The following is a 19,362-nucleotide window of genomic DNA, read 5'->3' on the forward strand; positions in this document are numbered from 1 at the left end:
GTGTGAGAGGTTGATTACCGAAGATTCGAATTGATGCCGTTGAATCTGTTGTGGTGCGCCGAACGTACCGATCCCCACCCGGAAGTGAGGACACGATGACCCAGACCGACGTGAGCAACCTGAGCCTGGAACTGACCGACGATCCGGAGACCCAGAACGCGGTCTTCCTGGCCGCGTTCAACTCCGGCCGGGGTGACCTGTTCGACCTGCTCTACCGTTCGGACGCGATCTCCAACCTGTCCGGCCGGCCCCTCACCGGCGCGGCCCGCACCGAGGCGATCACCAAGCTGCTGGCCACCGGCCCCAAACTGCACTCGGTGGTGCGCGACTCCGTCGTGGCCGGCGACACCTCGCTCATCATCGTCGGCTTCGAGCTGGAGGTGACCGCCGAGGACGGCACCCGGCAGCGGATCACCGGCCGCTGCACCGACGTGCTGGTCCGTGAACCCGACGGCAAGTGGATCATGGCGGTGGACCGCCCGGTGGCCGAGCACACCGAGACCCTCGGCGCCTGAGGCCGCAGCGGCTTGCGTCCCGCCGTCGGTCGGGACGTGGGCCGCGCCACCACGGCGGGAAGGACCGCACATGGATACGGCCACCAACGCATCCCTGGTCGGCGCTGCCCAGATGCGCTCGACGATGTCTCAGTTCGCCACCGGCGTCGTGGTTCTCACCGTCGGCGGCGACCACCTGCACGGCATGACCGCCAACGCCTTCAGTTCGGTGTCACTGGAGCCACCCATGGTGTTGTGCTGCGTCGGCAAGAACGCGGTGATGCACCGGGCGATCACCGGGTCCGGCCACTTCGCGGCCTCCGTGCTCCGGGCCGGGCACGAGACGTACGCCCGGCACTTCGCCAGCCGCGACCGACCGCTGGGCCGCGCGCAGTTCGCGGTGGGCGACTGGATGCCCGGGGCACTCACCGGCGCGCCGCTGCTCACCGACAGCCTGGCCTGGGTGGAGTGCGCGTTGGCCGACGTGTACGAGGCCGGGGACCACTCGGTCTTCCTGGGCAGGGTCATCGGCTCCGGCCACCGCTCCGGCGCCGGACTGCTGTTCTTCGACGGCGCGTTCCACCCCACGACGACCTGGCCACCCAGCACCGACGCCGGCCCGACGGACAGCATCTGAGAACCCTGCCGACCCGCCGCCCCTGGGAGGCGCACAACCGCACCGGGACCCGGCCGAACCACCCGAACACCAACAGGCGGACAGCGGCGCCTGCCGCGTGACGCACCCGACCGTCGGCCTTCAGGACCACGACCAGGTCTTGAAGGCCGACGTCACGGTCTCGACTGCGGCAACGCAAAACCCGAATCGACCGACCGCGTCCGGGGCCGTCCCCGGGCGCCTTCTCCGTGTGCCGGTACCGCCCGGTGGGCCCCCACGACGACGGCCGCCGATCGCGATGATCGGCGGCCGTCGCCCCGGCTGATGTGGAGGAGATCAGCCGGTCAACAAAGTCGGGTCGTTGGCGCGGATCAGCGCGCACACGTCGGTCAGGCCGGTCACCAGGCGGGCGATCGCCTCGTCGGTCACCGCGAGGGACGGCTGGAAACGCAGCGTGTGCGGCGCGCTGGCGGTCGGGAACACCCGGATCCTGTGCGCCCGCAGCAGCCGCCCCGCGACCAGGTAGCCGAAGAGGCCGTTGCGGGCGAAGTCACGGACCACCCCGGCCGGCGCGTCGGTCTGGTCGCGGAACTCCAGACCCTGCATCAGGCCCCGGCCCCGCACCTCGGCCACCACGTCCGCGTTCGCCTCGGCCACCCCGTCCAGGGCCGCCCGCAGCGCGTCGCCGCGTTCCCGCACGGTCCGGTACGCCTGCCCGCCGTCCGCCTCGAGCAGATCGACGACGGCCAGTCCGATGTGACACGACAGCGCGTCCTTGGCGAAGGTGGAGCTGTGCACCAGCTCGAACTCGGGCTGGTAGCGGCTGTCCCGCACCAGCAGCACGGCGTTCTTTACAAGCCCGCCGCCGATGCTCTTGGCCAGCAGCACGTAGTCGCCGAGCAGCCCGGCCTGTGCGCCGGCGAAGAAGGTGCCGGTGCGGCCCACACCGGTCTGGATCTCGTCCACCACTACGGGGAACCCGCCGGCCTCGGCGGCCTGGCGGATCTCGGCCGCCAGAGCGGCGTCCAGCGGCCGGATGCCGCCCTCGCCCTGCACCGGCTCGGCGAAGAACGCGGCGATCACCGGCAGGTCCCGTTCGACGAGCCGGACAGCGCCGTCGCCGGACTCCAGGTCGAACACCGTGACCCGCTCGGCCTCGACCGCCTTGGCCACCGCGCCCGGCCGGTCCACCGGCACGAACCGGGCTGGTGCGGCAAGCGTCCGGAACGGCAACCGGTAGGCCGGGTTGTGGGTGAGCTGCACGCTGGCCGCGAGCTTGCCGTGGAAGGAGTTCTCCAGGGTCAGGAACACCGGTCCACGGGCCAGTTGGGCCGCGTTGTGCTGTCGGACCGCGGCGATCAGCCCGTCCACGTCGGTGAAGGCACCCAGTCGGGCGGTGGCCGCGTCGCCTGGCAGGCCGGCCCCGGCCGCCGCAGCCGCCCGGGCCTCGTCCAGGTGCGTGTCGATCTCGGCGGTCAGCGCGGCGACCCGCTGGCCGCGTTCCATCTCGGCGTGCTTGAGCGCGCACTCGGCCGCCTCGGCGCCGGTGTTGGCGAAGATCGCCCGGTAGGGCTCCGCGATGCCGAACTCGCGGTGCAGCACCCGGTTCAGCGCGGCGGCCAGGTCGTTGGCGTACGGGTGCCGGGAGAACTGCGCGTGCACCGGCACCTGGCGCTCCAGCAGGTCGTGCAGCAGCCGGGTCAGGGTCGGATGGTGGTGACCGAAGATCAGCGACCCGTACCCCCCGACGAAGTCGTCGACCGCCACCTCGGTGCCGGTGTCGTCGACGAAGTAGAGGGTGTCACCGCTGGCCCGGGAGTAGGGCACGGCCAGGCCCAACTGGTCGAGTAGTCCGCCGAGGTGCGCCTCGGCCAGCTCGGGGAACTCGGTGGTCACGGCGGCCACCTCAGACGCTGTCGCCGTAGGCGTTGTCGACCGCGTAGCGCCACTTGCCGTCGGCGCCCCGGCGCAGGACGTCCAGCCCGGTCCCGGTCAGGTGTGTGGTGCCGCCCGCGCCGTCCGGCTGATCGATGCTCCAGTCCACCACGAGCAGCGCGGCGTCGCCGGCCACGTACGACTCGCGCAGCTCGGCGCGCATCGACGGGCGGGACGCGACGAACTCGCGGACCGCGTCGACGTGCTCCTGGCCGCGCAACGGCTTGCCCGGTTCCCAGATGGTCACCGCGTCGTCGGTGTAGAAGCTGAGCACCGTCTCCGCGTCGCCGGAGTTCATCGCGCTCACGTACCGGGCGGTTACCTGTCGGGCGTCGTCGGCCAGCTGGGTGTCGTCCACTGAGGAGGTCATGCGTACACACCTGCCTTTCGGTAGTTGGGCACAACATAGAAGCCATGGGTGACTGTGCAGTCACTCAGCGGTAATCGTCATTCCATTGACGGTCATCGAGAGAGTCGAGCGACTGGAGCGTGACTGAGCGCTGACGCTCCGTCGCCGATCCATTGATAGAAACGGATCAACCGCCGACTGCGGTTCCCAGGGGAAGCGACGAAGGGCAACCGAACGCGATGACCCACGACACGCACGCCGACGCCCCGACCACCGACACGCCCGGCGCCCCGCACACCGGCGACACCGCGGTGGCCGTGGTCGGACTCTCCTGCCGCCTGCCCGGCGCGGCGGACCCGGAGGCGTTCTGGGAGCTGCTGGCCCAGGGCCGCGACGCCGTCACCGACGTACCCGCCGACCGCCGGCCCTCCGGCGACGACCACACCCCGGGCGCCCTGCGCGGCGGATTTCTGGACCGGCCCGGCGACTTCGATGCCGGCTTCTTCGGCATCTCCCCGCGCGAGGCCGCAGCCACCGACCCCCAGCAGCGGCTCGTCCTGGAACTGGTCTGGGAAGCCCTGGAGGACGCGGGCATCGTCCCCGCCGACCTGGCCGGCACACCGACCGCCGTCTACGTGGGGGCACTGCGCGACGACTGGGCCGGCCTGATCCACCGCGCCGGACCGAACGCGGTCACCGGGCACACCAACACCGGCACCCACCGCGGGCTCATCGCCAACCGCGTCTCGTACGCGCTGGATCTGCGCGGCCCCAGCATGGTCGTCGACACCGCCCAGTCGTCGTCACTGGTCGCCGTGCACCTGGCCGCCGAGGCCGTCCGCGCCGGCACCGTCCCGCTGGCCGTCGCGGCCGGGGTCAACCTCAACCTGCTCGCCGACGGCGTGCACACCGCGCAACGCTTCGGCGGACTGTCCCCGGACGGCCGTTGCCACACCTTCGACGAACGCGCCAACGGGTACGTCCGCGGCGAGGGCGCGGCCGTCGTGGTCCTCAAACCCCTGGCGCGGGCCCGCGCCGACGGCGACGACGTCCTCGCCGTCCTGCACGGCAGCGCGGTCAACAACGACGGTGCCACCCCCGGCCTGACCGTGCCCAGCGCCGAGGCCCAGCAGCGGATGCTGACCCGGGCGCACACCGCCGCCGGCATCGACGCCGCCGACGTGCAGTACGTGGAACTGCACGGCACCGGCACCCCCGTCGGTGACCCGATCGAGGCCGCCGCGCTCGGCGCCGTCTTCGCCGCCGGCCGCGACCCGGCCGACCCGCTCCTGGTGGGCTCGGTGAAGACCAACATCGGCCACCTGGAAGGCGCCGCCGGTATCGCCGGCCTGGTCAAGGCCGTGCTGAGCATCCGGCACCGGATGCTGCCGCCCAGCCTGCACTTCGCCCGGCCCCACCCGGCCATCCCGCTGTCCGAGCTGCGACTGCGGGTCGCCACCGCGCACGGCCCGTGGCCGCACCCCGACCGGCCGCTGATCGCCGGGGTGAGCAGCTTCGGTATGGGCGGCACCAACTGCCACGTGGTGATCGGCGAGCCGCCACCGTCGCCGGCGTCCGCCCCGGCCGAACACGTGCCGGCCGGTCCCGCGCTTGTCACACTCTCCGCCCGGACCGCGCCGGCGCTGCGCGAGCAGGCCACCCGGTTGCGCGGGCACACCGGCCGCCACCGCGCCACCCCGCTGGCCGGCCTCGCGCACGCGCTGGCCACCTCCCGGACCGCCTTCCGGCACCGGGCTGCGGTGTGGGCCGACGACCACGCCGAGCTGACCGCCGCCCTCACCGCGCTGGCCGACGGCACGCCCTCGGCCCACCTGGTCACCGGCGAGACCGCCGCCCACCCCGGGGTCGGGGTGCTGTTCACCGGCCAGGGCGCGCAACGCATCGGGATGGGTCTCGGGCTGCGCACCGCGTTCCCCGCGTACGCCGCAGCCTTCGACGAGGTCTGCGCACACCTCGATCCGCTGCTGCCCCGACCGTTGGCCGACATCATCGGCACCGGTGACGGGCTCGACGGCACCGACCTGGCCCAGCCCGCGTTGTTCGCCGTCGAGGTCGCCGCGTACCGCCTGATCGAATCCTGGGGGATCACCACCGGCCGGCTGCTCGGCCACTCCATCGGTGAGATCGCCGCAGCCCATGTCGCCGGGGTGTTGTCGCTGCCCGACGCCTGCACCATGGTCGCCGCCCGCGGCGCGCTGATGCGCGACCTGCCCGCCGGGGGCGCCATGATCGCGGTGGACGCCCCGCCGGACGGACTGCGCCCGTTCGTCGACGCCGCCCCGGACCGGCTGGCCGTGGCCGCGGTCAACGGTGTGCGGGCCACTGTGCTCTCCGGCGCCGCAGCGGAGATCGACGCGGCGGCCCAGGCCCTGCGCGCCGCCGGGCACCGGGTCAAGCGGCTCACCGTCAGCCACGCCTTCCACTCACCGCTGATGGAACCGATGCTGCCCGCCTTCCGCCAGGTCGTCGCCGGGCTCACCCTGCGACCGCCGCGCCTGCCGGTGGTCTCCACCCGCACCGGCGCCCTGGCCACGGACGCCCTGGCCACCGTGGACCACTGGGTCGCCCAGGTCCGCGAACCCGTGCTGTTCGCCGCGGCCGTCCGCGCCGCCGCCGACGCCGCGCCCACGATGATCGAGGCCGGTCCGGACGGCGTCTGCGCCGCCCTGGTCCCCGGCTGCGGACTCGACGACGGCACCGTCGTTGCGGTGCCGCTGCTGCGCGCCGGAACCGACGAGACCCGGTCGGCGCGTAGCGCCCTGGCCCGGTTGCACGTGCGCGGTGTCCGCACCGATCCGGCGGTCTGGGCGCCGCCGGCCGGGCGGCGGCCGCGGCTGCCCACGTACGCCTTCCAGCGGCAGGACTTCGGCACCGGTCCGGCCGCCGCGCCCCTGCTCGCGCCCGCCCCGGCGGCACCGCCCATCCCGACGGCACCGCCCATCCCGACGGCAGTGCCCACCGAAACGCGGCGGATCGACACGTCGGCGCTGGTGGCCGCGCACGTCGCGGCGGTCCTCGGCGTGCCCGACCCCGACCTGGTCGACCGTCAGGCCACCTTCCGCGACCTCGGCGTCGACTCGCTGATGGCCGTCGAACTGCGCGACGCGCTGGCCGCCGCGACCGGCACCATGCTTCCCACCGGCCTGCTGTTCGACCACCCCACCCCGGACGCCCTCGCCGCCCACCTCGCCGGCGGCACCCCCGCCGCCACGGGCACCGGCGCCACGGCCGCCGCCGGCGAGCCGATCGCCATCGTCGGCATGGCCTGCCGCTACCCGGGCGGCGCCGACACCCCGGACGCGCTGTGGCGGCTGGTCGTCGACGAACGCGACGCCGTCGGCCCGTTCCCCACCGACCGTGGCTGGCCCGCCACGCTGTTCCACCCCGACCCCGACCACCCCGGCACCAGCTACGTGCGCGAGGGCGGCTTCCTGCCCGACGCCGCCGCGTTCGACCCCGCCTTCTTCGGCATCTCGCCCCGCGAGGCGCTGGCCATGGACCCACAACAGCGGCTGCTGCTGCTCACCGCCTGGGAAGCCCTGGAACGCGCCGGCATCGACCCCGAAACCCTGCGCGGCAGCCGCACCGGGGTGTTCGTCGGCGGCACCGGCGGGGACTACGGCCCCCGCATGCACGACGGCGGTACCGCCGGCGAGGGCCACATCCTCACCGGCACCACACCCAGCGTGATGTCCGGGCGCATCGCCTACCACCTCGGCCTGGCCGGCCCGGCGCTCACCGTGGACACGGCCTGCTCGTCCTCGCTGGTCGCCCTGCATCTGGCCGTTCGGTCACTGCGCAGCGGGGAGTCCACGACCGCGCTGGCCGGCGGCGTCACCGTGCTTGCCACCCCCGGCATGTTCCTGGAGTTCTCCCGCCAGCGCGGCCTCGCCCCGGACGCCCGATGCAAGTCGTTCGCCGCCGCGGCCGACGGTACCGCCTGGGCCGAGGGCGCCGGCCTGCTGGTCCTGCAACGACTCAGCGACGCCCGCCGCGCCGGACGCCCCGTGCTGGCCGTCATCCGCGGCTCCGCGGTCAACTCCGACGGCGCCTCCAACGGACTGACCGCCCCCAGCGGCCTGGCCCAGCGCCAGGTGATCCACGCCGCGCTGGCCGACGCCGAACTGGCCCCGCACGACGTCGACGCGATCGAGGCACACGGCACCGGCACCGCCCTCGGCGACCCGATCGAGGCCGAGGCGCTGGCCGCCGCGTACGGGCCCGGCCGCGAGCGTCCACTGTGGCTGGGCTCGCTGAAGTCGAACATCGGCCACACGCAGGCCGCCGCCGGGGTCGCCGGAGTCATCAAGCTGGTGCAGGCGATGCGCTCCGGCACCCTGCCGCGCACCCTGCACGTGGACGCGCCGACCCCCCGGGTCGACTGGGCGGCCGGCCCGCTGCGCCTGCTCACCGAGGCTCGCCCGTGGCCGGCCGACGCCACCCGGCGGGCCGCCGTCTCCTCGTTCGGCATCAGCGGCACCAACGCCCACCTGATCCTGGAGCAGGCGCCCGGCGACCCGGACCCGGAACCACCCGCCGAGGTGCCCGTACCCTGGCTGATCAGCGCCCGCGACCCGGACGGTGTCGCCCGGCAGGCCGGCCGGCTGCACGCCGCACTGGCCGCCGGCGACGCGCCCCACCCCGCCGCCGTGGCCCGGGCGCTGGCCGGCCGGACCCGGTTCCCGCACCGCGCCGCGGTCGTCGCCCGCACCCGCGCCGACCTGCTCGACGGCCTGGCCGGTCTGGCCGCCGGGACGGACGACGCCCGGGTGGTCCGTGGCCTCGCCGACCGGCCCGCCCGGGTCGCGTTCGTCTTCGCCGGCCAGGGCGCCCAGCGGCCCGGCATGGGCGCCGAGCTGGCCGACGCCTTCCCTGTCTTCGCCGCCGCGCTGCACGAGGTGGCCGCCGCCCTGGACCCGCATCTGGACCGCGCGTTGACCGACGTGCTGAGCGCCGAGGACGTGCACCGCACCCGGTACGCCCAGCCGGCGCTGTTCGCCGTCGAGGTCGCCCTGGCCCGGTTGCTGGCCCACCACGGCCTGCGGCCCGATCTGGTCGCCGGCCACTCGGTCGGCGAGGTGGCCGCCGCCCACGTGGCCGGGGCGCTGACCCTGCCCGAGGCGGCCGCCCTGGTCGCCGCGCGGGGCCGGCTGATGGACCGGGCCCGCTCCGGCGGGGCGATGTTGGCGGTGCAGGCCAGCGAGCAGGAGGTGCAGGCCACGCTGGCCGCGTACCCGCAACTGAGCCTGGCCGCCGTCAACGGGCCGATGTCGGTGGTGCTCTCCGGTGACCCCGACCCGATCGTGGAAGCGGCCGCGCACTGGGCCGTGCAGGGCCGACGCACCCGGCGGCTGCGCGTCAGCCATGCCTTCCACAGCGCCCACATGGACGAGATCCTCACCGAGTTCGCCGAGGTGGCCGCAGCCCGCGAGGTCACCGAGCCGCAGGTGCCGTTCGTGTCCACGGCGACCGGGGACCGGCTGGCCGGCGACCGGCTGGCCGACCCTGGCTACTGGACCGGCCAGTTGCGCGGGACGGTCCGGTTCGCCGACGCGGTGACCAGCCTGCGCACCCTCGGAGCCACCGTCTTCGTCGAGGTGGGACCGGATGCCGCGCTGGTCCCGGCGATCCTGGAGACGCTGGGCGACGCCGACGCCACGGTGATCTCCACCGGGCGCGCCGGCCGCCCGGAACCGGAGACCGCCATCCTGGCCGTGGCCGCCGCACACACCGCGGGCGCCCCGCTCGACCCGGCCTCGATCGGCGTCGGATCGCCGCCGGTGGACCTGCCCACGTACCCGTTCCGCCTGGACCGCTACTGGCTCGCCCCACGCACCTCGGCCGACCCGACCACGCACCCGCTGCTGCACACCACGGTGGACCTGGCCGACCGGGCCGGCCTGGTCCTCGCCGGGGAACTGTCCCGGTCGGACCTGCCGTGGCTGGCCGACCACGTGATCAACGGCGCCGCGCTGGTGCCCGCCACCGCGTTGCTGGAGATGGCCCGGGTGGCCGGCGAACGGGTCGACGCGACCCGGGTGGACGAGCTGACCCTGGCCGCCCCGCTCGCCGTCCCCGCCCAGGGCAGCCTGCAGGTCCAGGTCAGCGTGGACGAGCCGGACCCCGACGGCGGTCGCCGCTTCGCCGTGCACGCCCGGGCCGACAGCGGCGCGGCCCCGGACGACTGGCGGCGCTGCGTCACCGGCCGACTCGTACCGACCACCGTCGCCGACACCGGGCCGGTAGACGCGCCGTGGCCGCCGCCGGGTGCGGTCGAGGAAGGCGTCGGTGACCTTTACACCCGGCTCGCCGAGGCCGGCTACGACTATCGCGGCGACTTCACCGCGGTCCGTCGGCTGTGGCGGGTCGGCGACGAGGTCTGCGCCGACCTGGAACTGCCCAGCGACGCCGACCCCGCCCGCTACCGCATCCACCCGGCGTTGCTCGACGCCGCCCTGCACCCGGTGGTGCTGCAGGCCTCATCCCGCACCGCCCCGGGACGCATCCGGCTGCCCTTCACCGTCACCGGCGCCGATCTGACCGGCACACCCGATCACGCCCTACGGGCCCGGATCACCCCGGCCGGCCCCGACACGGTGACCGTCACCCTCACCGACGCCACCGGCCGTCCGGTCGGCCGGATCGACGGGCTCACCCTGCGCGAGGTGGACACCCGCGACCTGGCCGCCGCCACCGGCGGCACCGGCGGGCTCTGGACACTCGGCTGGCAGCCGCTGCCCGCCCCGTCCCGCCCGGCCGATCCCCGCGAGGTGCTCACCCTGGACGGTGACGACCCGCTGACCGCCGTCCGCACCGCCCTGCACGCGGTACGCGAACGGCTCACCGGCCCACTCACCGTGGTGACCCGCCACGCGGTCAGCACCCCCGGCGACCCCGCCCCCGATCCGGCCGGCGCGGCCGTCTGGGGCCTGCTGCGCAGCGTCCAGGCCGAACATCCGGACGTCACCCTGGTCGACCTCGACGACGGCACCGGCCCGGAGGCGGTGGCTGCCGCCGTCGCCACCGGCGAACCGCAGGTCGCCGTACGCGGCGGCACACTGCTGGCACCCCGCCTCGGCCCGGCGCCCGCCGCCGGGGACGCACCGGTGATCGACCCCGCCGGCACGGTCCTGATCACCGGCGGCACCGGCGGGCTGGGCCGGCTGATCGCCGAGCATCTGGTCACCACGTACGGGGTGCGTCACCTCGTCCTGGTCAGCCGACGCGGCCCGGACGCCCCGGACGCCGCCGCGGCCACCGCCACGCTGCGTGAGACCGGCGCCGAGGTCCGCGTGGTGGCCGCCGACGTCACCGACCGCGACGCCGTCGCCGCCGTGCTGGCCGCCATCCCGGCCGCGCACCCGCTGACCGCGATCGTGCACGCCGCCGGGGTGGTCGACGACGCCACCGTGGCCACCCTCACCGACGAGCAACTGGACCGGGTGTGGCGAGTCAAGGTGGACGCTGCCCAGCACCTGCACGACCTGACGGCCGACCAGCCGCTGACCGCGTTCGTGCTGTTCTCCTCGATCGCCGGGGTGCTGGGCACAGCCGGGCAGGCGGGGTACGCGGCAGCCAACTGCGCCCTCGACGCCCTGGCCGCGCACCGGCACGCCGCCGGGCTGCCCGCCACCTCACTGGCCTGGGGCCTGTGGGACACCACCACCGGGATGGGCGCGGCGCTGCGAGACGCCGACATCGCCCGCTGGGCCCGGCTCGGCATCGAACCGCTGACCCCCGCACACGGCCTCGCTCTGTTCGACCGGGCACTGCGTTCATCCGAACCGGTCCTCGTGCCGGTGGCCCTGGAACCGGCCCGGCTGCGCACCGACGACCCGCTGCCGGCACCCCTGCGCGCGCTGGCACCGACCCGCCCGCGCCGGGCCGCCACGCTCCCGAGCGGCGACTGGGCGGCGCACGCCGCCAGGCTCGACGAATCGGAGCGGCACGTGTACGCGCTGGACACCGTCCGGACCGCCGCCGCCGCTGTGCTCGGCCACGGCAGCCCGGCCGACGTGGCACCCGAGTTGCCGTTCCGCGACGCCGGCTTCGACTCGCTGACCGGAGTCGACCTGCGCAACCGCCTCACCGGCCTCACCGGCCTGCCACTGCCGGCGACGCTGGTCTTCGACCACCCGACCCCGGCCGCCGTCGCCGAATACCTGGTCGCAACGGTCACCGGTCCCGCCGTCGAGCAGACCCCGGCTCCGGTCGTGGTGGCCGACGAGGATCCGGTGGTGATCGTCGGGATGGGTTGTCGTTTCCCGGGGGGTGTTTCGTCTGCGGATGAGTTGTGGGATCTGGTGTTGGGGGAGCGGGATGCTGTCGGCCTGTTTCCGGAGAACCGGGGTTGGCCTGCTGATCTGGTCGATCCGGATCCGGAGGCGGTGGGTAGGTCGTATGCGGGTGAGGGCGGGTTCCTGTACGACGCGGATCTGTTCGATGCGGAGTTCTTCGGGATGTCGCCGCGGGAGGCTTTGGCGACTGATCCGCAGCAGCGGTTGTTGTTGGAGGTGGCGTGGGAGACGTTTGAGCAGGCGGGGATTGATCCGCGGTCGTTGCGGGGTAGTGACACAGGTGTTTTCTGCGGCGTCATGTACCACGACTACGCCGCCCGGGCCGCCCGCCCACCGGCCGACCTGGAGGGATACCTGCTCGTCGGCAACACCGCCAGCGCCGTCTCCGGCCGCCTCGCCTACGTGTACGGCCTCAACGGCCCGACCCTGACCGTCGACACCGCCTGCTCGTCCTCCCTGGTCGCCCTGCACCTGGCCGCCACCGCCCTGCGCCGCGGGGAATGCTCGGCCGCCCTGGTCGGCGGGGTGACGGTGATGGCGTCGCCCACGGCGTTCGTCGAGTTCTCCCGCCAACGCGCCCTGGCACCGGACGGCCGCTGCCGGTCCTTCGCCGCCGACGCCACCGGCACCGGCTGGTCCGAGGGCGCCGGCCTGCTGCTGCTCGAACGCCTGTCGGTGGCCCGGGCCAAGGGCCACCAGATCCTCGCCGTGGTACCCGGCAGCGCGGTCAACTCCGACGGCGCCTCCAACGGCATGACCGCCCCCAACGGCCCCGCCCAGGAGCGAGTGATCCGTACCGCGTTGGGTGTGGCAGGCCTGTCGGCGTCGGATGTGGACGTGGTGGAGGCGCACGGCACGGGTACGTCGTTGGGTGACCCGATCGAGGCGCAGGCGGTGTTGGCCACGTACGGGTCCCGTACCGGTGGTGTGCCGGTGTTGCTCGGCTCGTTGAAGTCGAACATCGGTCACGCCCAGGCCGCTGCCGGTGTGGGTGGTGTGATCAAGATGGTGCAGGCGATGCGGGCCGGAGTGGCGCCCCGCTCACTGCACTGTGAAGTGCCGTCACCCATGGTCGACTGGGACTCCGGTGCGGTGCGGCTGCTGTCGTCCCGGCAGGACTGGCCCGACACCGGCCGCCCCCGCCGCGCCGCAGTCTCCTCCTTCGGAATCAGTGGCACCAACGCCCACGTCATCCTCGAACAAGCCCCGGCCGCCGACACCGAACCGGCCGACACCGAACCGGCCGCCGACACCGAACCGGGCAGCCCGGTCGCCTGGGTGGTGTCCGGGCACAACCCCGCCGCCCTGAGCGACCAGGCCCGCGCGCTGCACGACCTGGTCACCGGCCCCCAACGCCCGGACCCGACAAGCGTCGCGGTTGCCCTGACCCGCCGCACCGTCCTGCACCGCTGGGCCGTGGTCACCGGCACCGACCCGGACACCCGCGCCGCTGCCCTCGAAGCCCTGGCCACCGGCGGATCCGCGCCCGGCCTGACACACGGCCCGGCCGGTCCGCGCGGCCGGCTCGCGTTCCTGTTCACCGGGCAGGGCAGCCAACGCATCGGCATGGGCCGCACCCTGTACGACCGGTCGGCACCGTACCGCCGCGCCCTCGACGACGTGTGCGCCCACCTCGACGGGCACCTCGACCAGCCGCTGCGCGACATCCTGTTCGCCGACCCGGACAGCGCCGACGCGGCCCTGCTCGGCCAGACCGTGTTCACCCAGGCCGCGCTGTTCGCCACCGAGGTCGCCCTCTACCGGCATGTGGAGGCCTGCGGGGTACGACCGGACACCGTCCTCGGCCACTCTGTCGGCGGGATCACCGCCGCGCACGTCGCCGGCGTGTTCGACCTGGCCGACGCCGCCCGGCTGATCGCCGCCCGCGGCCACGCCATGCAGGCCGCCCGCGACGACGGCGCGATGATCGCGCTGGACGCCACCGAAGACGAGGTCCGCGACTGGCTGGCCGGCCGCACCGACCTGACCGTGGCCGCAGTCAACGCCCCCCGATCCACAGTCGTCGCCGGGGACCGCGCCGCCGCCCAGGACACCGTCGAACACTGGCGATCCCGCGGCCGGCGGGCCACCGCGCTGCCGGTCAGCCACGCCTTCCACTCACACCACATGGACGGTGTGCTCGACGAGTTCCGCCAGGCGATCGACGGACTCACCTTCCGCGAACCCGTGCTCGCCGTCGTCTCCGACACCACCGGCGACCCGGCTACCGCCAGCGAGCTGCGCAGCGCCGACTACTGGGCGCGGCACGTGCGGCAGCCGGTGCGATTCGCCGACGCGGTCCGCACCCTGCACCGTACGGGCGTCACCGACCTGGTCGAGATCGGTCCCGACGCCGTACTGACCGGACTGGCCGCAGCCACACTGGGCGACCCGCCCGGCCTCGTCGCCCCCGTGCTGCGTGCCGGCCGCGACGAGCCGGAGACCGTGCTCACCGCCCTGGCCCTGCTGCACGGACGGGGCGTGCCGGTGGACTGGGAACGGGTACACCCCGGCAGCCGCCCGGTGCCGCTGCCCACCTACCGGTTCCGGCGCCGCCGCTACTGGCTGGACGCCCGTGCCGCCGGCCCGGCCGCAGCCGGACAGCACGACACCGCCCACCCGCTGCTCGGCGCGGCCGTCGATGTGGCCGGCTCGGACACCGCCGTACTGACCGGCCGACTCGATGCGACCGGCGGCGCCTGGCTGGCCGAGCACCGCCCCGGCGACGTCCCGCTGGTACCCGGCAGCGCCCTGACCGACCTGGTGCTGCGGGCCGGCGCGCAGGTCGCCTGCCACCAACTGGCCGAGCTGACCCTGAGCACCCCGCTGCCGTTCGACGGACGCGAACCGGTCGCCGTGCAGGTGGTGGCCGACGCCCCGGCCGACGACGGCAGCCGCACGGTCGCCGTGTACGCCCGCCCCGCCGGCGCCGCCGCCGGGCACCCGTGGACCCGGCACGCCGACGGCCTGCTCACCCCCGCACCGACGCCCGCCCCACCCTCCGGCCCGTGGCCACCGCAGGACGCCGAACCGGTCGCGCTCGACGACGTCTACGACCGGCTCGCCGGCCTCGGCTACCACTACGGACCGGCGTTCCGCCGGATGACCCGGCTGTGGCGCCGCCCCGGCGAACGGTACGTCGAGGTCACCCTCGCCGAGGACCAACTGCCCGAGGCCGCCGGCTACGCCCTGCACCCCGCGCTGCTCGACGCCGCGCTGCACCCGCTGCTGCCCCTGGTGGCCGCGGCACCGGACGAGGTGGGCGCCGAGGTGCTGCCGTTCGCGTTCACCGGGGTACGCCTGCACGCCAGCGGCGCGTCCACGCTGCGGGTCACCCTCACCGTCCACGAGACCGGCGAGGACGGCACGGTGGTGTCGCTTCACGCCACCGACCCGGCCGGCGGTCCGGTACTGACCGTGGATCGGCTGCGGTTGCTGCCCCGCGCCGCCGGCCCGGCCGCTGTCCCGGACGGGCTGCACCGGCTCACCTGGCGTCCGGTGCCTGCCCCGAACGGCGCGCCGGTGGACGCGGCGACGCTCGGCCTGCCGGATGCCACCGGGCTTCCCGCGTACGCCACGGTCGGCGACCTGCCCGCCACAGCTGCGGTGTTCGTGGCCGCCCCGGACGGCGACCCGGCCGCCACCCCACCGCAACGGGTACGACAGAGCCTGACCGCCACCCTCGACCTGCTGCGCCGTTGGCTGGCCGACGACACCCGCGCGGAACTGGTGCTGGTGACCCGGCATGCGGTCGCGACCACCACCGACGCCGACCCCGACCCGGTCCAGGCCGCGGTGTGGGGCCTCGTCCGGTCCGCTCAGGCCGAACAGCCGGGCCGCTTCCGGCTGGTCGACGTGGACGACACCGACCCCTCCTGGGCGGCCCTCGCCGCCGTCGCCGCCACCACCGAACCGCAGACGGCGATCCGGGCCGGTCAGCTGCTGGCACCCCGCCTGGCCCCGGTCACCCGGGCCGGCACCGAAGCCCGGCCGGACCTGTCCGGCGGACCGGTGCTCGTCACCGGGGCCACCGGCGCGCTGGGCGCGGTCCTGGCCCGACACCTGGTCACCGCGTACGGCGCCACCGACCTGGTGCTGCTCAGCCGCCGCGGACCGGCCGCCCCCGACGCCGACCGGCTCGCCGAAGAACTGACCGATCTCGGCGCTGCCGTACGCACCCTCGCCTGCGACGTCAGCGACCGTGCCGCCCTCGCCGCCGTGCTCGACGGACTCGACCGGCCACCCGCCGCCGTCGCCCACGTCGCCGGCACCACCCGTGACCGCACCGTCACCGCGCTGACCGGCGACGACCTCGACCATGTGCTGGCACCCAAGGTGGACGCCGCCTGGCACCTGCACGAGCTGACGGCCGACCGGCCACCGGCACTGTTCCTGCTGTACTCCTCGGTGGCCGGCACCCTCGGCACCGCCGGACAGGGCAACTACGCCGCCGCCAACGCCTTCCTCGACGCGCTGGCACAGCACCGCCGCGCGGCCGGACTGCCCGCCGTCTCCCTCGGCTGGGGCCTGTGGGCACAGAGCAGCGCCCTGTCCGGGCACCTGTCCGACACCGACCGGCAGCGGGTGGCCCGGCTGGGACTGCGGCCACTTGCCGACGAGGAAGCGATGCGGCTGTTCGACGCCGCCCTCACCGACGGCGGCCCGGCGTTCGCGGTCACCCGCTTCGACGTCCGCCGCCTCACCGACCCGCCGGCCGTGCTGCGCGACCTGGCCGGGCCCGCCCTGCCCGCGGCCTCCGCGGCCGTCGCCGCCGACCGGCCCGCCCTGGCCGCACAACTGGCCGGCCGCCCACCGGAACAACGACGCGACCTGCTCACCGGTCTGGTACGGGCGCAGGTCGCCGGCGTGCTCGGCCGCAGCGACCCGGACGGCATCGACCTGGACCGCGCCCTGACCGACCTCGGGTTCGACTCGCTCACCGCGGTCGAGCTGCGTAACCGGCTCGGTACGGCGACCGGGCACCGGCTGCCCGCGACGCTGGCGTTCGACCACCCGACCCCGGCCGCGTTGGTCGCCTACCTGGACGACCTGATGGCCGACAGCCCACCCGACGACGGCGTGCACGCCGAACTCGACCGGCTGGAGGCACTTCTGCGCGACGGCGGACCCGGCGACGGCACGATCGCCGACCGGCTGCGGCAGCTGCTCACCCTGGCGGCCCCCGATTCCCCGGCCACCGTTGACCTTGACACAGCCAGTGACGAAGCGCTGTTCGCGCTGATCGACGACCTCGACTGAGCGGGAGACGACCGTGGCCGACGAGCAGAAGTTGCGCGACTACCTCAAGCGCGCCATCGCCGACTCACAGGACCTGCGGGCCCGGCTGCGGGCCGCCGAGGACCAGGATCGGGAGCCGATCGCGGTGGTCGGCATGGGCTGCCGCTACCCGGGTGGCGTCACCTCACCGGACGAGCTGTGGGATCTGGTGCTGGCCGAGCGCGACGCGGTCGGTCCGTTCCCGGAGAACCGGGGTTGGCCGGCCGACCTGGTCGACCCGGACCCCGAAGCGGTGGGCAAGTCGTACGCGGGTGAAGGCGGCTTCCTGTACGACGCCGACCTGTTCGACGCGGACTTCTTCGGCATCTCGCCGCGCGAAGCCGAAGCCATCGACCCGCAGCAGCGGTTGCTGTTGGAAGTGGCATGGGAAACCGCCGAGAACGCCGGCATCGACCCGGAGTCGCTGCGCGGCACCGACACCGGCGTCTTCCTCGGCAGCATGTACCACGACTACGGCGCCCGGCCGCGGCTGCCCGGCGAGGCCGAGGGCTACCTGTTCAGCGGCAGCGCGGGCAGCATCGCGTCGGGTCGCCTGGCGTACGTGTTCGGGCTGGAGGGCCCGACTCTGACCGTCGACACCGCCTGCTCGTCGTCCCTGGTCGCCCTGCATCTGGCGGTCAGCGCCCTGCGTCGGGGCGAGTGCTCCGCCGCCCTGGTCGGCGGGGTGACGGTGATGGCGTCGCCGGTGGCGTTTGTGGAGTTTTCGCGTCAGCGGGGGTTGGCGGTGGATGGTCGGTGTCGGTCGTTTGGTGCGGGTGCGGGGGGTACGGGTTGGGCTGAGGGTGTGGGTTTGTTGTTGGTGGAGCGGTTGTCGGTGGCTCGGGAGAGGGGTCATCGGGTGTTGGCGGTGGTGCGGGGTAGTGCGGTGAATTCGGATGGTGCGTCGAATGGTTTGACGGCGCCGAGTGGTCCGGCGCAGGAGCGGGTGATTCGGGCGGCGTTGGGTGCTGCTGGTTTGTCGGCGTCGGATGTGGATGTGGTGGAGGCGCATGGGACGGGTACGTCGTTGGGTGATCCGATTGAGGCGCAGGCGGTGTTGGCCACGTACGGGGCCCGTACTGGTGGTGTGCCGGTGTTGTTGGGCTCGTTGAAGTCGAACATCGGTCACGCGCAGGCGGCGGCGGGTGTGGGTGGTGTGATCAAGATGGTGCAGGCGATGCGGGCCGGGGTGGCGCCGCGGTCGTTGCACTGTGAGGTGCCGTCGCCGATGGTCGACTGGGACTCCGGTGCGGTGCGGTTGCTGTCCACCCGGCAGGAGTGGCCCGACACCGGTCGTCCCCGCCGCGCGGCCGTGTCGTCCTTCGGATTCGGTGGCACCAACGCCCACGTCGTCCTCGAACAGGCCCCTGCACCCGAACCCGTCGCCGAGCCCACCGCGCAACCACGCCCGCAGCGCATACCCCTGCTGCTGTCCGCCCGTGGGCCCGCCGCCCTGGCCGACACCGCCCGACGCATCGCGGACCTGCTCACCGACCCGGACACCGACCCCCTCGACGTCGCCGGATCCCTCGCCACCGGCCGCGCAGCCCTGACGCACCGCGCCGCCGTCCTCGGCACCCAACCCGCCGACCTGCGCCAGGCTCTGCTCGCCCTGGCCGACGACCGTCCGCACCCCGCCGTGCACCGCGGCACCCGCACCAGCAGCAAGACCGTCTTCGCCTTCACCGGTCAGGGGTCGCAGTGGGTGGGGATGGGTGAGGGTTTGGTGGGGGTGTTTCCGGTGTTTCGGCGGGTGTGGGAGGAGGTGTGTTCGCGTCTGGTGTGGGATGCGGGGGATGTGGATGCGACGGGGAACGCGCAGCCGGCGATTTTTGCGGTGGAGGTGGCGCTGTTTCGGTTGTTGGAGTCGTGGGGTGTGCGGCCGGATGTGGTGGTGGGTCATTCGGTGGGGGAGATTGCTGCGGCTCATGTGGCGGGTGTTTTGTCGTTGTCGGATGCGTGTCGGTTGGTGGGTGCGCGGGGTCGGTTGATGCAGGCGTTGCCGGCGGGTGGGGTGATGGTGGCGGTGCAGGCCTCTGAGGAGGAGGTGGTGCCGTTGTTGGTGGATGGTGTGTCGGTTGGTGCGGTGAATGGGCCGCGGTCGGTGGTGTTGTCGGGGGTGGCGGGTGCGGTGGAGTCGGTGGTGGGTCGGTTGTCGTGTCGGTCGAGGTCGTTGGTGGTGTCGCATGCGTTTCATTCGTCGTTGATGGATCCGATGTTGGATGAGTTCCGGGCTGTGGTTCGGGAGTTGTCTTTTGCGGAGCCGGTGGTGTCGGCGGTGTCGACGGTGACGGGACAGCCGGTGACGTCGCAGTGGTCGGATCCGGAGTATTGGGTGGGGCAGGTCCGTTCCACCGTCCGATTCCACGACGC

At 74.1% G+C, this 19,362-nt stretch carries 5 protein-coding genes and 1 pseudogene; 4 read left to right on the top strand and 2 right to left on the bottom strand.

The genetic code is table 11. The features are described 5' to 3' along the window. Positions 1–95 precede the first annotated feature (95 nt). Together JMF97_RS29575 and JMF97_RS29580 are read left to right on the top strand one after the other, a co-directional pair. On the top strand, positions 96–515 hold the full coding sequence (locus JMF97_RS29575; protein WP_203224524.1) for a YybH family protein: 420 nt from the start codon (positions 96–98) through the stop codon (positions 513–515). A gap of 70 nt (positions 516–585) precedes the next feature. Next, the gene (locus JMF97_RS29580; RefSeq protein ID WP_203224525.1) at positions 586–1,131 is read left to right on the top strand and encodes a flavin reductase family protein; all 546 of its coding nucleotides are present in this window, start codon (positions 586–588) and stop codon (positions 1,129–1,131) included. Positions 1,132–1,446: 315 nt separating this feature from the next. Here JMF97_RS29580 and JMF97_RS29585 read toward each other — a convergent pair whose 3' ends face one another. Both JMF97_RS29585 and JMF97_RS29590 read right to left on the bottom strand, forming a co-directional pair. After that, entirely contained in the window at positions 1,447–3,006 is a 1,560-nt protein-coding gene (locus JMF97_RS29585; RefSeq protein ID WP_203224526.1) for an aspartate aminotransferase family protein, read from the bottom strand. Positions 3,007–3,016: 10 nt separating this feature from the next. Beyond that, positions 3,017–3,415 (bottom strand): YybH family protein, encoded by a 399-nt coding sequence (locus tag JMF97_RS29590; RefSeq protein ID WP_238360402.1) that lies wholly within the window; start codon positions 3,413–3,415, stop codon positions 3,017–3,019. A gap of 218 nt (positions 3,416–3,633) precedes the next feature. Between JMF97_RS29590 and JMF97_RS29595 the strand changes: the two genes are divergently transcribed. Beyond that, positions 3,634–16,971 (top strand): type I polyketide synthase, encoded by a 13,338-nt coding sequence (locus JMF97_RS29595; RefSeq protein ID WP_203224527.1) that lies wholly within the window; start codon positions 3,634–3,636, stop codon positions 16,969–16,971. Between the two features lie 19 nt (positions 16,972–16,990). Then, positions 16,991–19,362, top strand: a pseudogene (locus JMF97_RS29600) (type I polyketide synthase); the annotation flags it as partial.

It is taken from the genome of Micromonospora fiedleri (assembly GCF_016774385.1).
GTDB lineage: Bacteria > Actinomycetota > Actinomycetes > Mycobacteriales > Micromonosporaceae > Micromonospora > Micromonospora gifhornensis.